Raw genomic sequence first — 16341 nt, 5'->3', positions numbered from 1 at the left:
CGGCAGGTCCGGTTTTTCGTTAAGGTTAGTATGTCCGCCCTATTCGGCGGCCCGCACGATGTACGAGAACTTGTACGAACTGCGCCAGAAATTATTATAGAAATTGTTGCCCGGCGTATCACCCGACGCATCCGGCAAAGCGAAATCAAAGAAAAGATTGCCCGAAGTATCCTGGCTGAAAGTCATCGTCGAGGTGATGTTGTTCTTCGAGATCTTCATCTCGTTGGTCGAGAGGTCCAGCACCCAGTCGGACTCCCCGGCAGGAATCAGATGCCGCAGACGCGGGTCCATATCCAGCGGAGCATCCTCGGTGTACTCGCCCGGATAGACGCCCTTGAACGACCCGTACAGCCCGTCGGCCCCGGCGGCATTGACGATCTTGCCTGTGAACTTCCCGTCAACCATCTCCTCATTCATCGTAATCGTGATGACGTTGTCCAGCTCCGGAGAGGCAAACGTCCCGAACTCGGAACCGCCCATCGAAGTATCCCATTTCCCGGTACCGTTGCCGCTGATATTCTGATCCACGTAGATCTTGATGTCGCTGACGGACCACGTGCCGACATAGAACGGGTCGTAGGGTTTGAGATAAACCGTCCACAGCACCTGCTTCCCGGTCTGGGAACGCACGATGATACGCGCCTTGCGGTCCGGATTCCGAAAATCGAGCGTACCGCCGTCGGCGACATCCGCCGTGGCATAGGCCGAGAGGGCCAGCGCCTCGACGCCTACCGCTTCCCACGGATAATCGGCCTGTTCGAAAATATAGAGAATCACGGTTCCCTGATTGTCGTCCACCCGTTCGATGGTGGCCTTGCCCAGCTGCCCCGTCAGTTTGATGTCGAGAATCGAGCATTCGTTGCTCGGCTCCTTCTCGTCGATATCCTTCGTGCAGGAAATCACAGTCAGGCACGAAAGCAACAATACGATATATTTCAGATTTTTCATAACGCTACAAATTGGGATTCAAATCTATTTCACGCTGCGGGATCGGATAATAGGCGGCTTCGGCCTCGCTCAGTCCGGCAGCCCTGATGTCGGTGGTCGTAACCGAGGCCGTGCGACGAAGATCGTAAAGCCGGTTGCCCTCGAATGCCAATTCGAGCGCACGCTCCTTGATTACGGCTTTGCGGAATTCATCCGTCGTCATTCCGGACGGAAGCGGCGTCACACCGGCTCTTTCGCGGATGCGGTTCACATAGGCCAACCCCTCTTCGGGTCCCGCAGCCTCGGCATACACCAGCGCAATATCCGAAAACCGGATCAGATAAGGCCGGGCGCTGGTACGCTCGCCGATGAAATCGGGATCGACATATTTGCTCGAAAAGTAACCCTTGACCTGGTTGGGCACGATCGGATTGCCCGAGGCATCGTATATATCACGATGAATCAGCTCGGTACGGCGCTTGTCGGTGGTGCTGAACTGCGTCTCGACGAACTCGTCGTTGCAGAGGAAAACGCCCCAGCCGTTGCCGTTGGCCCGCTGCAAATCGCCGTTGCCGTAACGGATGTAAAACGGCACGGAGTTGTTCGACGGCAGGAAAAGCAAAGGCAGTTTGGAATAGTTGCCCTCCTGCGTACCGCTGCGGTCGATCGGCATGATGAAGATATGCTCGGGTCCCGTGGGCTTGTCCACATCGTAGATGGCGCGCAGGTCGGTATCGAAATCGTACGAGTCCCTATAATCACGAACGACCTTTCCCGCCCAATAAGCGGCGCTGTCGTACATGATCTGCGGTTCGCGGCGCATCTCCGTATAGCGGTAAACGTTGTGCTCCTTCGACGAGGCGACGGTCAGGTAAGCCTTGGCCATCAACGACTGCGCCGCCACCTTGTCCGCCCGTCCGAAAACCTTGTTGACTTCGAGCAGGTCGTCCGCCCGGGTCAGGTCGCCGAAGATCAGGTCGTAAAGCTGGTCGAGACCCGTCGCCATCGGAGGCGTCGTCTGCGACAGTTCCGCCACCATCTGCGTTTGCACGGGGACGATACCGAACGTGCGCACCAGGTTGAAATAGTTCCACGCACGCAGGAAATAGGCTTCGCCCAGAATACGGCGGCGGGCCGTCTCACTCAGCGCCGAACTGTTTTGAATATGGTCGATCACCGTATTGGCGCGGTTGATCGCAATGTAGCAGTATTTGAAATAGTATTTCAACTGCTCGGTCTCGCGGCCCGCGATCCAGTTCTCAAGCTGGTAGACATCGCCGGCCTCGTCGCTCTTGGGCGACATGGTCTCGGTCGGAATGTCGCCGATGTAGAAGATGCCGCGCGAATATTCGAGGAACGTCAAGGCATTATAGGCATAGAGCAGCCCCGACTCGGCATCGGTCTCATTCTTGTAAAAATTGTCGTCGGAATAGAATCCGTACGGCTCCTCCTGCAGGTCGCACGCCGTGAGCAGCCCGCAGAGCGAAATGATATAAAGCAAATTTTTCATAGTCGTCAGCTTAGAATTTCAGATCCAGACCGATGGTATATTTCCGCAGGCGGGGATAACCGCCCCAATAGATACCATCGACCCCCACCTCGGGATCGTAACCGTCGAATTCGGTAAAGGTATAGGCGTTCTCGATGTTGGCGAACACACGCACGCTGCGGATAAAGGCTTTGCGGACAGGGATCGTATAGCCGATATTGATGTTCTGCAAGCGAACGAACGAGCCGTCATGGACGAAATAGTCCGAGAACAGGTAGCTTCGCGTCGAATTCAGGCGCGGGTATTTGTTCGTCGGGTTGTCGGGGGTCCAGCGCTTGATCTTCACGCGCGGATCGTAGGTATAGCCGTTATAGATGATGTCGTTGCCGAACACACCGTTGAGAAATACCGATACGTCGAGATTCTTGTAACGGAACGCCAGATTGAGACTGGCCGTAAAATCGGGATTCGGGTCGCCGATGATGCAGCGGTCCTTATCGTCGATGGCATAGTCACCGTTCAGATCCACATACTTGAACTCGCCGGGCAGATCCTTGCCGTCGGAACTCATGAAGCCGGGGTCCTCGCCCTGCTGAATGATGCCGTCCACCCGGTATCCGTAGAAGACATACATCGGATAGCCGATGGCATAAACGCTCGGATTGCCGTTGAACATCGACAGCGACTGGCCGCAGACTTCGTACTGCATCCCCATCAGGTAATCGGTGCTCAGACCGCTCGATACGGCGTTGCCCAAATCGGTCACCTTGTTGCGGTTGCGCGAGAAGATGAACGTCGCGGAGAGAGAGGTGTTCTTCCGGCTGACGATGTCGCCGTCGAGCGTGAACTCGAAACCTCGGTTGCGGATGTTGCCGTCGTTAACCCACATCTTGTCGTAACCGCTCGACAGCGGCAGATATTTCTCACGCAGCAGGTCGGTGGTATATTTGTCGTAATAATCCATCGTCACGCGCAGACGGCGCTTGAAAAAGGCCAGATCGACACCCAGGTTCCACTGACGGGTCGATTCCCACCTCAGGTCGGGGTTGGAAATGCCGCCCCAAAGGATATAGCGGTCGTTGGCACCCTCGCGGCCGGCCTCATAACCCGGACCGATAGCCGTCTGCCATTTGTCCGCGAACCAGTATTTCTCCGTACCGTAACGGTTGAGCGTCTGGTAAGGCGAGATACCCTGATTACCCGAAAGCCCCCAGCTCGCACGGATCTTGAACTCGTCGAAAACATTGAGTTTCTGCATCCACGGCTCGTTGTGGAGTTTCCAGCTCACGGCGCCCGAGGGGAAATAGCCCCACTTGCTGTTCTTGCCGAATTTCGACGACCCGTCGGCGCGCATGGTAAACGTAAAGAGGTATTTGTCGTCGAGCACATAGTTCAGACGGCCGTAGAACGAGAGCAGCTTGCTGTTCTGATAGGTGTTGTTGATCACGTTCTTCTGGGGATTTCCCGCACCCATGTTCTCGTTGCCGAGGGCATCGTTTACGAAATCGTAGGCCGTGGTGCTGAGCGTGCGGCCCATATTGTAGTCGAACGAGTGTCCCGCCATGACCGACAGGTTGTGCCGGTCGGCAAAGGTCCGCTGAAAGGTGATGTAGGTCTCGCTCAGCACGTCCTGCGACAGGGTGTTGTTCATCTGGGCGATGCCGTTCATGTCGTGCGCCTCCTGCGAGGTGTTCGAAGCGTTATAGACATCCTGCACGGTAGTCGAATAGTTGTAGTTGAGCTGCGTGCGGATTTTCAGCCCCTCGACGATCTCCCACTCGGCGGCCAGCGACGAAATGAGGTCGCGGCCCTGCGTCTCGTTCTTGACGTTGTCGGAGATGATGAGCGGATGGCCGAAGTCGGTTTCCGAAGCGACGAAATAGTTGCCGTCCTCATCGTAAACGGGCCACAACGGGTTGCGACCGTATTCGAGCGAGTTGTTCACATGGCGCTTATGGATCGAAAAAATGTTCGAAGTCTGAAGCGTGAAGTTCTTGGCCAGCTTGTAGGAACCGTTGAGCGTGACATTGCCTTTGCGGAAATTGTCCTTCTTATAGACGCCCTCGTCGTCGAAATAATTAAGGCTCAGATTGATCGACGCCTTGTCGGTGGAGTGGGACAACGTGGCCGTCGTATTATTGACCACGGCCGTGCGCATACAGAGGTCGGCCCAGTCGGTGTTCGACCACTTGCCCTGCTGGATCTCGATGAGCGACGGATAGTAGGTGCCGTTATTGTACTGCCCCGTATAGAGGGCCGGCAGTCCGGCATTGGTCAGCTCCTCGTTGGCGATCTGCGCCATTTGCAGCGGATTGCGCCAGACATTGAGTTCATCGGTGAATTGGCCGATGGTGGTCCGGTGGTTCACCGAAACCTGGGTCGATCCGCCTTTGGCGGTGCGGGTCTGGATCAGAATCACGCCGTTGGCGCCGCGGGAACCGTAGATGGCCGAGGAGGAAGCGTCTTTCAGAATCTCGATCGACTCAATGTCCGAGGGGTTGATCTGCGACAGGTTGCCGGCATCGCCGATGGGAAATCCGTCCACCACGATCAGCGGAGTGTTCGAACCGTTGAGCGAACTGTTGCCGCGAATGCGCACCACGGCCCCCGCCCCGGGGTCCTGCGAAGTATTCATGATCTGCAATCCCGCAGCACGGCCCTGCAATAATCCCTCGACCGACGGAGCCGAAATATCCTTGATGGCGTCCATCTTCACGGAAACGACCGATCCGGTCAAATCGCTCTTCTTCATCGAGCCGTAACCGATGACGACCACATCGTCGATCAGGGCCTCTTCGGCTTCGAGCACGATGTCGAGGAAGGTCGCCCCGGCCGTAACGGCGATCTCACGGGTCCTGTAACCGACGAACCCGACGGAGAGCACGGCCCCGCTTTTGGCCCGGATCGTAAAATTACCCGAGGTATCCGTACTGGTTCCGGTCGTCGTCCCCTTGATGATGACGCTGGCACCGACGAGCGGCTGTCCGTCGGCCGTCACGCGGCCCCGGACCTCATTCTGGGCGGATGCGCCGACAGCGAGGAACAGGGAGGCGAAAAGCGCCAGAAGCCACCTGCCCCGCAGGCATAGATTTATTGTATTCATGGTGTCTGAGTTTTAGAGTTTCGATTGATTGTCAATTTTGCCGTCGAGGTAATCGCTGGCATAGATGAACGTCCCGGCGCTCCACCCCAGCATCGTGGGCATGTCGTACTCATTGCTGACATTGATATTTCCCTCCCGGACATTGTACTTTTCCCACAGGTTACGGGTTTCGCCGAAGGTCTTCACGACCATTGCGACGTATTTCTCCGCAATGCGCCGCGCATCCCGCCGGTAGCCGTAGGTATCGAGTCCGCGGATGGCCAGATAAACGACCGGGGGCCAGGTATTGGGATAAGACCACTGGTAATCGTATTCATAGGGCTTGTCCTCGCAAACGGCGATCCCGTACTCGAACTCCAACCGTCCGAGCGCCTTTTCCACGAGAGTCCGGGCCTGCTCCGCATCCGGAATACCGGCATAAAGCAGACTGAACACCGCGCCCGAAACCACCGTCGAACGGCGGCCGTTGACGAAATCGTAGTCGTAATAAACGCCGTCTTCCCCGAGACAGTAGCGGTTTATCAAACCGCGGCGTTTTTCAGCCCGTTTTTTCCAAGTCTCCGCAGCCGCAGAATCGCCCGTCAAGAGAGCGTAACGGGCAAAGAGCGTCTCGTAGAAATAGAGATTGGCATTGAGATCCACGGGGCAGAAATCCTCGCAGCGGCGCTCGAAACGGGGATTGAAATCCCAGCCCGACTCGGCCTCGGCGGCAAAATGCGCCCCCAGCCGCAGAATTTCCGCGTCGGAAAGCCCCCGGTCGCGGAAGTCGGTACCGAGCCGCCGGCCCCCGGTAGTCACGAACTCCTGTTTGAGATCGTCGTCCGCAGATGAAGAGTAACGATTCAGTCCGACGGGCGTAATACGCTGCGTCATCCAGAAATCATACTCCTTCTGCAAAGTCGCGAAGGCTCCGGCCAGCCACTTCCTGTCCCCGGTCCCTTCGAACACCCGATCGACCATCATGCACAGGAAAGGAGGCTGCGAGCGGTTGAGATACCATGTCCGGCTGCCGTTGGGCATATATCCGTAACGATCGACCAGATAGAGCATGTCCTCGATGTTGTTTTTCGCCAAATCGAGACGGCCGTCGCGCACGAGCCCCTCGTTGGTGAAATAGGTATCCCAATAATAGAGTTCCTGAAAAGTCTGGCTGACGCTGGGAACCGTATAGGGACGGGGCAGTCCGATCAGGGTCTGCGAATCGACCGGATTATACTGCACCGACGCATCCCACGACGTGCGGATGAACTCGCGCACCCGGGCGATCTCCCCGTGCGGAACCGGCGAATGACTCCCGCAGGAAACGGCCGCCAATGCCGCGATACATCCCAAAAAAGATCTGATTCCGTTCATTTCAAGCAGGGATTATTCGTAAATACCGGCTATGTCCTTCTCCATCAGGATCTGCTCTCCGGCGACGAAGGTTTTGAAATCCTCCTCCGAAACGCAGCCCGGATAAGGGCCGAAAAAGTGGTTGGTATCCTTGTTCCGCCAGATCAGCACATAAGCCACAGGAATGCCCGCAATGGCTTTCGAAAGTTTTTCGGTCCACCATTTCGGTTGGGACGTGTTGTTTTCAAGTCCGGTCTCCGTGAAAGCGAACGGTTTGTTTTTCAGATAGGCGATATGTTTGAGCAGGCGCATCAGCCGCAGGCCGTTGGTGTCGATCGCCCAGGAGCTGCGGTCGTAAGCATCCAGACCGAGCACATCGACATAGGCGTCGCCCGGCCAGAATTCGAGGTAGTTGTCCTGCGAACTGACAATGTCGGGCGAATAGACGTACAGCAGATTATGCACGCCCTTCGTATCGCGCAGGTATTCGAGCGTGAAACGCCACAAGGCGATGTACTGATCAGCGGTGCAGTTGCCCTTACCCCACCAGAATCCGTTGCCGGTGTGCTCGTGGAACGGGCGGAACAACACCGGGACATACTCCCCGTCAACAGTCCTGAGCGAGAGCATGAAAGCAGCGACCTTGTCCAGCCAGCCGCAGTATTTTTCGTGAAGATCGCCGCCGGGAATGATCCGGCCCACGGCCGAGGTCACGTCCCAGGCCGTACCGTCGGTAACGGGATTCGTCGTATGCCAACCGATGGTAGTCACACCGCCGCGGGCATAGGCTTCGAGAATACGGCTGCGTATGTCATCAAACTTATCGCCGTCGATATTGGCTTCCTGCCCAAGTTCGATCTGGCCCAGGTCCCAGCCCATCATCGCGGGATAGTCGCCGCAGATACTCTTCACGTCCGAACGGTCGGCATCGCCCGACCAGCCGACGCCGTAGAGCGACGAACACTGGTGTCCGAAAAGCGTACCGCCGTTTTCGGCAATGCTGCGCAGGTTACCGAGCAGGTTGCGGGTCTGCACCGTAGCCTGCGAATCGGTCGTCGCCGCGGGAGCCGGCTGTGGTTCCGGATATTCGCGGTCGGCAATATCACTGCATCCGGCCACGACGAGACACGACAGATAAAAAATTCGTTTCCACATAATTATCAGTTATTTTAGGTTAATTGTCAGCGATACATGTCAGGCAACCGGCTCTCGAACAGAACGGGCTGTTCCCGGTTGGCAGCGAATTTTCTGAAATCGGATTCCGAAACATGCCCGTGCCAGGGACCGAAAAAGTGCGTCGGACGGTCGTGGGCATTACGCCACACCAAGACATAGCTCAACCCCTTGCCGCGGATGACAGGCAGCAGCCATCGGGTCCACCATTCGGCATCGGGAATGCCTTCGAGCCCGGTCTCGGTAAAAGCCGTCGGCTTGCCGTGCTCGCGTCCCAGCCGCTGCAAGGTCGAAAGCATCCGCTCTCCGCCCGACAGGAAATCCCAATCCTGCTGGCGGTGATAGGCATCCAGTCCGAGCACATCGACCCATTCGTCGCCCGGATAACGTTCCATATAATGCTCCGCATCACGGTACAGGTCGGGAGAATAGACGTAAAGGAGGTTGTGCACCCCTTTCACATCGCGCAGATATTCCACGGTGAACCGCCACAAAGCCCGGTATTCGTCGGGAGTACACTGCGCCTCGCCCCACCAGAATCCGCTGCCCGTATGTTCGTGGAACGGACGGAACAGCACCGGCGCCAGAGTTCCGTCAGCGGCTTTCAGTCCGGCGAAGAATCCCGCCAGACGGTCGAGCCACAACCGGTATTCGGCATGGTTGGCGCCGCCGGGGAGAATGGATTTCACGGCCGTGGTGGTTTTACAGTCCCAGGCGCTGGCCCCGGATTCGGGATTCTGCGGATGCCAGCTGACCGTGTTCACGGCTCCGCGCCCATAGGCGGCACACAGCAGGCGTGCGATTTCAGCGAACGGAACGTCGTCGATGCTCCGGTCGGCCTCGGCTTCGAGACCTCCGAGTTCCCACCCGAAGACAGCGGGGTAATCGCCGCAGCACTCCCTGACATCGGAGCGCCCCTCCTCATACTTCCAGCCGTGCCCGTAAAGAGCGTCGTCCTGATGCCCGAACATCACCCCGTCGTCGGCTACCCGAAACAGGTTGCGGTATAGTGCGCACGCTTCAGGCGTGGCCCGCGAATCGGCCGGAGAAGGCGAAGATCCCGAACAGGCGGCCGAAAGTACGGCCATACATACTATGCAAAACAGTTTGTTCATGGTTTGAAACAGGTTAGAGCGAATCGGTTCGTCAGATGATGATCTTCTTCTTGTCGTAGTATTCCCGGAAATCGTGGGGCGTATAACCTTTGTATTTCTTGAAAATCCGGTTGAAATTCGAGAGGTTGTTGAACCCGCATTTGAAAGCGATCTCCGCAATCGTATTCGCCGGTTCGTCGATCAGCCGCCGGGAAGCGGCGCTGATGCGGATGTTGTTCAGACAGTCGATGAAATTGTATCCCGTGCGCCGCTTGATGAAACGGCTGAACGACGGTTCGCTCATGTTGACCAGCGCCGCCATCTCCGAAAGCCGCACGGAACGGTGGTAGTTGTTGTTGAGATAATCCATGATGGTCCGCACCCGACGGCTGTCGTAGGTATCCTCCAGTTTGCTGAAATGCGAATGCGACAACACGGTATACGCCTGATCGTGGGCCAGCTGGTTGAGCAGCGAAAGGAAGATCAGAATCGAATTGAAATTATCCGTACTGTTGATCAGCTGGTGAATTCCGGGCTCGCTTTGCAGGATGGTCTTTTCGGAGAACGCGATCCCGTGCTGAGCGTCCTGCAACATCTTCTTGATCGGCACGAACTGTTTCCGGTCGATCAGCCCGCCGCCCTGGAACAGCTCCGGCGAAAACTGGATCGTCACCTCGTAGATTTCCGCTCCCGGGGCCAGGTTGCCGTCCATCCACGCATGTTCCAGATTGCTGCCGGTAATGAGCACCATCTCCCGGTCGCCGATGTCGGCCACATGATCGCCGACGATGCGCCGCGCGCCGCGTGCCCCGATGATATAGTTGAGCTCGCATTCGCTGTGGATGTGGATCGGAAAATTGAAATTGCTCTTCCGGCGCTCGAACACGACGAAGCTGTCCTGCTTCGAAATGGGAGGCACCTCCGTAAGAATATTGTTATTTGCCATAGCCTTCAATTTTTCGGTTTCAGTTTTCAGCAAGCAGCCGTCCGATGCGCCGCATCAGTTCCAGACACATCCGGCTGTTGTGATAGGGGCATTTCCAGAACCCGGCCTTGTCGTCGTCGCGGTTGACCGAGCCGTCGGCACGAACGCTCCAAAACCATTCGCCGTTCTCGGTATCGCACAGATGCGTCCGGATATACCGCCACGCATCGCGGCTACGCCTCAGAAACGCCTCGTCCCCGGTTCGCTCATACCTATTGAAAAATCCGACGACAGCCTCGGCCTGCACCCACCAATGGCGGTCGGCATCGGTGCGTCCTGTCAACGGGTCGTGTTCGTAAATCAGGCTTCCGTCGGGCTGTACGCCTTCGGCGGCAGCCTTCGCCAATGCCTCGGACACAGAACCGGCACCGGCCGTGATCTGCGGATCGCCGAGCAAGTCGGCGGCTTCGTCGATGAGCCACGATGCCTCGATGTCATGTCCGTAGGAGACTGTCCGTCCCTGCGGCCGCCACTCCGCATCGAAAAAGAGGTTCAGGTGCCCCGTCTGCGGATCGAAGATCCGATCGGTATGAATGCGGAGCAACCGCCGGACCGCCTCCGCAACCCGACCTTCCGGCCAAACCCGCAACAGGTTCGCACAGGGTTCGAGCAGATGCAGGTGCGTATTCATGCTGAAGTAGGTGTTGGCATCCTTCTCGCTCAGGCGCATATCCTCCAACGGCCGCCAGTCCCGGGTCAGAGCTTCGGCATATCCGCCCCGCGCCGCATCCCAGACATGTTCTTCAAGCGCCCCGAACAACGCAGCCGCTTCATCCAGAGCCGCCGGGTCACCCGTTGCCCGGACATATTCGCTCAACCCGTAAATCGCAAAGCCGATGGCATAGCTCTGTTTCTTGCAGCAGAGCGGATCTCCGCCGGGGGCAATCTCCCAATAGACGCCTCCGTACACCGGGTCGATCAGCCGCGAGACCAGCAGTTCGCGGACCTTGCGGGCCACATCCAGGTATTCGGACCTTCCGGTCATGCGGTAAGCGGCCGAAAAGGTCCACAACATCCGCGCGATCAGAACAGCACCTTTTCCGGCTTCGGGGTGTGCTTTCCCGCGGCCGTCGATCCGCCCCGCAAAATGCTCTCCGTCACCCAGAAACGTCGTCCAGAAAGGCAGGATGCCGCAGGTCAGCTCCTCCGACAGTTCGTTACGCCATTGTACAAGCATCTTTTCCATCATTCGTTCGTTTTCCGACGAAGAGCGAGCTCCGTCGTGATTCGCTCCATACGTTTTTCGCCGAGCGGATAAAAAAGGACCGCCACGACAGCCACCAGACATCCGGCCGCCGGGAGCCAGCTCATCATCAGCCGCACTCCCGCTATCGCCTCACCGCTCTGCACAGCAGCCGACTGATCGTAACCGAACGCCGCAAGCAGCCAGCCCGTCACAGCGCCTCCCAGCGCCCAGCCGAGTTTCTGAGACATCGACGAAGAGGAGAGGATCAGTCCCGTAGGCCGCCGGCCGCTGCGGTATTCCTCGTAATCGACGATATCGGCATACATACTCCATAACAAAGGCAGCACGACGCCCGCCGCAACGCTGACAAACGCTTGCAGGGTAAAAAGCCATCCCAGTTCGGAAGGCTCCAGCCGGAAGAAGAAGAGACTCAGCACCGCCGCCGCACCCATTGCTGCGGCAAAAGCCCCTTTTTTACCGATACGCGCCGCTAACGGCACGGCCAAAGCGACCCCGGCCATATTCCCCAGCTGGCCCAACAGCAGATAAAGCGTTCCCAGCGTCCAGCCCAGATGAGGCAGTTTATAGGCGCTCCGGACATAGTCCGTGAAATAGAAGATCGCCACCCCGTCGCGGATCGAATTGAACAGCAGCACCGCCACTCCCGCGACCAGAAGAATCCACCAGGGAGCATTGCGGGCCAGGCTTTTCAGGTCACGCCCAACCGAGCCTTTCGCCTGCTGCGAATCGTCGTCCCGAATCCGCTCGCGCGTCCAGCGGAAGCAGAGCCAGAAGAGCAATGCGCAAAGAGCCCCGATAACGGCCACGGCGCAGGTCCACGCCTCCGGCATGCCCGATATGGCTACGTCGCTCCCGGCAACGCTTTCATTCAGCATGTCGGCCTCACCGCCGCCGAGCCATCCGGCAAAGAAATCCACCAGCGGCTGCAACAGCATGAAGGTCACCAGACTGCCGACATAAGCGAAGAACATCCGGTAAGACGAGAACGTATTGCGCAGTTTCGTATCCGGCGTCATCACCCCGAGCAGCGAAGCATAAGGGACATTGACCAGCGTATAGACCATCATCATGGCCGTATAGGTAACGTAGGCCCACACCAGTTTTCCCGTCATCCCGAAATCGGGCGTCCAAAACGTCAGCACTCCGATCGCGGCGAACGGCAGGGCGCCCCAAAGCAGATAAGGACGGTAACGTCCCCACCGGCTGCGAGTGCGGTCCGCCAGCAGGCCCATGATGGGATCGTTGAGCGAATCCCAGATGCGGGTCACCAGAAACATGGTTCCGGCAGCGGCCGGCGTGATGCCGAACACCCTGGTATAGAAAAAGAGCAGATACATGCCGAATATCTTCCAGAACATGCTCGAAGCCATGTCCCCGAAGCCGTATCCGATCTTCTCCCGGAATGTGACGTTGTCTTTCATCGGTCTGTTTTTCGGTAATAATTCAGATTTCGGTCGATCAGTTCGTTCAGCCGCTCAACGGAGGCCGCCGTCGTAAGGCCGTCGGACGGCGTATGCAGACAATAGTCCACAAGTTTCTCAATGGTCGATGTCGCCACGTGCATGCGGGTGTCGCTCGACGCATAATAGAGAAATACCCGGCCGTCGTCATCGGCGATCCAACCGTTCGAGAAAAGGACGTTCGACACGTCGCCCACACGTTCCTCGCCCTCCGGGGCCAGCGTATATCCGGCCGGCACGGCGATCAGCTGCGAAGGATCGTCCAGGGCCGTCATGTACATGTAAAGCACATAACGGAGTCCCGCCGCGCAGGCGCGCACGCCGTGGGCCATATGCAGCCATCCCTGCGGAGTGCGGATCGGATGGGGCCCCTCGCCGTTCTTCACCTCCTTGATCGTGTGGTAAAACCGCACGTCGATGATCTTCTCATCGCGGATTTCCGCACGGGTCATATCGTCCACCAGCGCCCAACCGATCCCCCCGCCGAGAGCTCCGGCAGCGATGAACCCCTCCTGCGGACGGGTGTACAGGGCATATTTCCCGTCCACGAATTCGGGGTGAAGCACTACGTTCCGCTGCTGCGTGGGCGACTTGATGTCGGGGAGACGCTCCCAATGCACGAGATCCTTCGTTCGGGCTACGCCGGCCGTCGCCACGGCCGACGACAGATCGCCCGGGGCAGCCGACGGATCATGCCGTTCGGCACAGAAAACACCGTAAATCCAACCGTCCTCATGGGCCGTAAGGCGCATGTCGTAAAGGTTCGTTTCATCCCCGTCGACCGGGGGAATCGTCAGCGGACGGTCGCGGAACCGGAATCCATCGATCCCGTTGTCGCTCTCAGCCAGAGCGAAAAAGGATTTACGGTCGTTCCCTTCGACCCGGACCACCAGTACGTATTTGCCGTCGAACTTGATGGCTCCAGCATTGAACGTTCCGTTGATCCCGAACCGTTCGAGCAAAAAAGGGTTAGTAGCGGGGTTCAGGTCGTAGCGCCAGAAGAGCGGCGTATGCGCAGCCGTGAGGATCGGGTAAGTATAACGGGTCCATACTCCGTTGGAATCCGCTGCCGGATTTTTCCTGCCGATCAACTCCTCATGAACCGAACGCAGGGCTGAAATACGCTTCTCGAAATCTAATCTTGTCATAAAACGAATGAAATAGAGTATTTATTTTATTCCCGGGTGATCCGCAAGGCGAATCCACCGGCAGGAGCCATCGTTATTTCCAGCGTTCGGTCCGTCCCCAGCGGACGGATCACACGCTGATAATCATGTCCATACTTGGCGGCATTGGCACCGTCGCAGAAGATCTCGGCCGTAAAATTCCCGTCACCCAGAAATCCGAGATCGAGCGTCACCGTGCGGCCTTCGTGTCCCGTAAGGCCGCCGACGTACCAGACATTCCCTTTGCAGCGGGCAACGGCCGCATACTCCCCGAGACGGCCGTCGAGCGCCACGGTCCGGTCCCACACCGTGGGAACGCCGCAGATGAAGGCCGTGCATTCGGGTTCCCGGTCGTAGTTGGAGGGCGAGTCGCAGAGCATCGACAGCGGAGCATGGAAGACGATGTATTCGGCCAGCTGACGGCAGCGCGTGCCCTGACTCATCGGTTCGCTGCGGCGCGGAAAGAAATGTCCTTTCGCGGCATTGAGCATGGCTCCCTGGGTGTAGTCCACGGGACCGGCCGTCATCCGGATAAACGGCATCGTCACATCGTAGGTCACCTGATCGACCGACTCTTCCGACCATTTCATCTGCTCCAGTCCATGTACACCTTCGAAATTGACGACATTGGGATAGGTGCGCTGCAAACCGGCAGGCTTATAAATACCGTGGTAGTCGAGCAACAGCCCGTATTTGGCTGCGGTCGCTGCCCCGCGGTAGAGGAATTCGGCGATCTGCTGGTCGTCGCGGTCCATGAAGTCAACCTTGAAACCTTTGACACCCAATGCCGAATAGTGGCGGCAAACCTCCTCCATATCGCGGTCGAAAGCACGGAAACCCGCCCAAAGGATGATACCTACACCCTTTTCTTTCGCATAACGCAACACCTCGTCCAAATCGAGGCGGTCGCTACCGCCCGACATCAGGTCGGTCTTATCCTTCGACCATCCGTCATCCATCACCAGATATTCGATCCCGTTGCGGGCCGCGAAATCGACATAGTGCTTATAAGTCGGCGTATTGACCCCGGCCTCGAAACCGACGCCGTGAAGCCCCCAGTCGTTCCACCACTCCCAGGCCGCCAATCCCGGACGAATCCACGATATGTCCGCAAGACGCGACGGTTCGGCCAGACGCATGACCATATTGTTATCGAGCAGTCGTCTGTCCTCGCGGGCAATGAGGATCGTCCGCCACGGAAACGACGCCCGCGGCGAAGCCTTGGCGATAAAATCATCGTACTCGTCCACGACATTTTGAAGATCGTCATGTCCCCCGTCGTGCGTCCGTTTCGGATACGGAGCGAAAATACCGCGCAGAGAATTTCCCTGGCCGGGATAATTGAAATACATACCCGGATAGGCTTGCAGATCGGCCTCGGTGAAACAGAGTTTCACGCCATCGTCGGATGCTACGACCAGCGGCAGGAAAGCCAGTCGTGCGGGATCGAGTTCCGAAAGCCGGGCTACGGTATAGAGATTCTCGAACGAGGTTTTGAACTGACTCCCGAAGGGTACGATCTCGGTTCCGTCACAATCCCTAACATAAGGGACCCAGCATTTCCAGTCTCCCGGGAAACAAGCACCGGCCTCTTCGGAAGCGACGGTCAGCGGTTTATCCGTCGTCGAGACGAAACGATAGGCCACCCCGTCGTCATAGGCCCGGAGCTCGATGGCGAAACCCGGTCGGAAATCGGCCCGCAGCCAGTTGTAGCGATCCGAAACCCGCGCCTTGATATAAAAAGGCGTGGCGAAAGAGGTATCGACGGTCCCTTTACGGATACGGAAAGGCTGCGCCGAACCGCCCCATACGGTTCCGTCGCCCAGCGTCATCGACACCGGAGTGGGCGCCACGACCGTCCGGCCGTCCACACGGACTTCATAGGTGCACCTCTCTCCGACGGCCAGTGTAATCCCGATCGTCTCATCGGGAGAAAGAACCGTATAACTTTTTTCACGAACTGCGAGTGCGGGAACGCAAAGCAATGCAAATAAAACGGATACAACTATTCTTCTCATGGTTCACAGATAATAAGCAGGTTTACGACACACAATAAAACAGGCGGTATTTCCCGTTTGTGCTGTGTAAAAATAGAGGTTTCGAAAGGGTTCTGCAACGAATGCGGCGCAGAAGGATTGAAAAGTATCACGATTGGATGGGATAATACCATTTTAACACCTGCGATACGGCAAAAGCGTTTCCGCCCCGGCCGAAACACCTCCCCCAAAACACGCTACGACCCCAAACAGCCCGCCCCGGCCCACTATCATCGCTGAACTTTCAGAACAGCGGGCCGCCCGAATGATACTTTTTCATCAAATGCTTGTACCATGCGGCGCTTTTCATGGTTATCCGGTTTTTGTCCTCTATTTTTACGTTCGAGAAAAACTCGTTAACAAACCTAA

The 16341-nt window shown here is 57.4% G+C and carries 11 protein-coding genes; all 11 read right to left on the bottom strand.

Annotated features, from left to right (window positions below):
• Nucleotides 1–39: 39 nt before the first annotated feature.
• From NQ519_RS08125 to NQ519_RS08075, 11 genes are read right to left on the bottom strand one after another with little or no spacing between them, the layout of a single operon-like run.
• A complete protein-coding gene (locus NQ519_RS08125) occupies nucleotides 40–948 on the bottom strand; it encodes a hypothetical protein (RefSeq protein ID WP_019151658.1) in 909 nt (302 codons plus the stop codon).
• A gap of 4 nt (nucleotides 949–952) precedes the next feature.
• Nucleotides 953–2437 (bottom strand): RagB/SusD family nutrient uptake outer membrane protein, encoded by a 1485-nt coding sequence (locus tag NQ519_RS08120; protein WP_019151659.1) that lies wholly within the window; start codon nucleotides 2435–2437, stop codon nucleotides 953–955.
• A gap of 10 nt (nucleotides 2438–2447) precedes the next feature.
• A complete protein-coding gene (locus NQ519_RS08115; protein ID WP_019151660.1) occupies nucleotides 2448–5519 on the bottom strand; it encodes a SusC/RagA family TonB-linked outer membrane protein in 3072 nt (1023 codons plus the stop codon).
• A gap of 12 nt (nucleotides 5520–5531) precedes the next feature.
• Nucleotides 5532–6872, bottom strand: coding sequence for a trehalase family glycosidase (locus NQ519_RS08110; RefSeq protein WP_026076709.1), 1341 nt, complete (start codon nucleotides 6870–6872; stop codon nucleotides 5532–5534).
• 12 nt (nucleotides 6873–6884) lie between these two features.
• Complete coding sequence (locus NQ519_RS08105) at nucleotides 6885–8006, bottom strand: glycoside hydrolase family 26 protein (RefSeq protein ID WP_019151662.1); 1122 nt, start codon at nucleotides 8004–8006, stop codon at nucleotides 6885–6887.
• A 26-nt stretch (nucleotides 8007–8032) separates the two neighbouring features.
• Nucleotides 8033–9139 carry a glycoside hydrolase family 26 protein gene (locus NQ519_RS08100; RefSeq protein ID WP_026076710.1) on the bottom strand — a complete coding sequence of 369 codons (1107 nt, stop codon included), beginning with the start codon at nucleotides 9137–9139 and terminating at the stop codon, nucleotides 8033–8035.
• Nucleotides 9140–9170: 31 nt separating this feature from the next.
• Nucleotides 9171–10064 carry an AraC family transcriptional regulator gene (locus NQ519_RS08095; protein WP_019151664.1) on the bottom strand — a complete coding sequence of 298 codons (894 nt, stop codon included), beginning with the start codon at nucleotides 10062–10064 and terminating at the stop codon, nucleotides 9171–9173.
• A 19-nt stretch (nucleotides 10065–10083) separates the two neighbouring features.
• Nucleotides 10084–11289, bottom strand: a complete 1206-nt coding sequence (locus NQ519_RS08090) for an AGE family epimerase/isomerase (RefSeq protein ID WP_019151665.1) — start codon at nucleotides 11287–11289, stop codon at nucleotides 10084–10086.
• Nucleotides 11289–12731 (bottom strand): MFS transporter, encoded by a 1443-nt coding sequence (locus tag NQ519_RS08085; RefSeq protein WP_019151666.1) that lies wholly within the window; start codon nucleotides 12729–12731, stop codon nucleotides 11289–11291. The genes NQ519_RS08090 and NQ519_RS08085 overlap by 1 nt, the downstream gene beginning before the upstream one ends.
• Nucleotides 12728–13918 (bottom strand): glycoside hydrolase family 130 protein, encoded by a 1191-nt coding sequence (locus tag NQ519_RS08080; RefSeq protein ID WP_026076711.1) that lies wholly within the window; start codon nucleotides 13916–13918, stop codon nucleotides 12728–12730. Before NQ519_RS08080 ends, NQ519_RS08085 begins: the two co-directional genes overlap by 4 nt.
• Before the next feature lie 26 nt (nucleotides 13919–13944).
• Nucleotides 13945–15954, bottom strand: a complete 2010-nt coding sequence (locus NQ519_RS08075) for a glycoside hydrolase family 97 protein (RefSeq protein WP_026076712.1) — start codon at nucleotides 15952–15954, stop codon at nucleotides 13945–13947.
• Nucleotides 15955–16341: the final 387 nt, after the last annotated feature.

The sequence above is a fragment of the Alistipes senegalensis JC50 genome (genome assembly GCF_025145645.1).
In the GTDB taxonomy this organism is placed as follows: domain Bacteria; phylum Bacteroidota; class Bacteroidia; order Bacteroidales; family Rikenellaceae; genus Alistipes; species Alistipes senegalensis.
Note: the sequence above shows the minus strand (reverse complement) of the source record. Positions and strands in the feature narration are given on the sequence as shown.

Excerpts from the sequence above, each read along its gene's own strand:
- NQ519_RS08125 (WP_019151658.1), bottom strand. The coding sequence starts at position 948 with ATGAAAAATCTGAAATATATCGTATTGTTGCTTTCGTGCCTGACTGTG.
- NQ519_RS08120 (WP_019151659.1), bottom strand. The coding sequence starts at position 2,437 with ATGAAAAATTTGCTTTATATCATTTCGCTCTGCGGGCTGCTCACGGCG.
- NQ519_RS08115 (WP_019151660.1), bottom strand. The coding sequence starts at position 5,519 with ATGAATACAATAAATCTATGCCTGCGGGGCAGGTGGCTTCTGGCGCTT.
- NQ519_RS08110 (WP_026076709.1), bottom strand. The coding sequence starts at position 6,872 with ATGAACGGAATCAGATCTTTTTTGGGATGTATCGCGGCATTGGCGGCC.
- NQ519_RS08105 (WP_019151662.1), bottom strand. The coding sequence starts at position 8,006 with ATGTGGAAACGAATTTTTTATCTGTCGTGTCTCGTCGTGGCCGGATGC.
- NQ519_RS08100 (WP_026076710.1), bottom strand. The coding sequence starts at position 9,139 with ATGAACAAACTGTTTTGCATAGTATGTATGGCCGTACTTTCGGCCGCC.
- NQ519_RS08095 (WP_019151664.1), bottom strand. The coding sequence starts at position 10,064 with ATGGCAAATAACAATATTCTTACGGAGGTGCCTCCCATTTCGAAGCAG.
- NQ519_RS08090 (WP_019151665.1), bottom strand. The coding sequence starts at position 11,289 with ATGGAAAAGATGCTTGTACAATGGCGTAACGAACTGTCGGAGGAGCTG.
- NQ519_RS08085 (WP_019151666.1), bottom strand. The coding sequence starts at position 12,731 with ATGAAAGACAACGTCACATTCCGGGAGAAGATCGGATACGGCTTCGGG.
- NQ519_RS08080 (WP_026076711.1), bottom strand. The coding sequence starts at position 13,918 with ATGACAAGATTAGATTTCGAGAAGCGTATTTCAGCCCTGCGTTCGGTT.
- NQ519_RS08075 (WP_026076712.1), bottom strand. The coding sequence starts at position 15,954 with ATGAGAAGAATAGTTGTATCCGTTTTATTTGCATTGCTTTGCGTTCCC.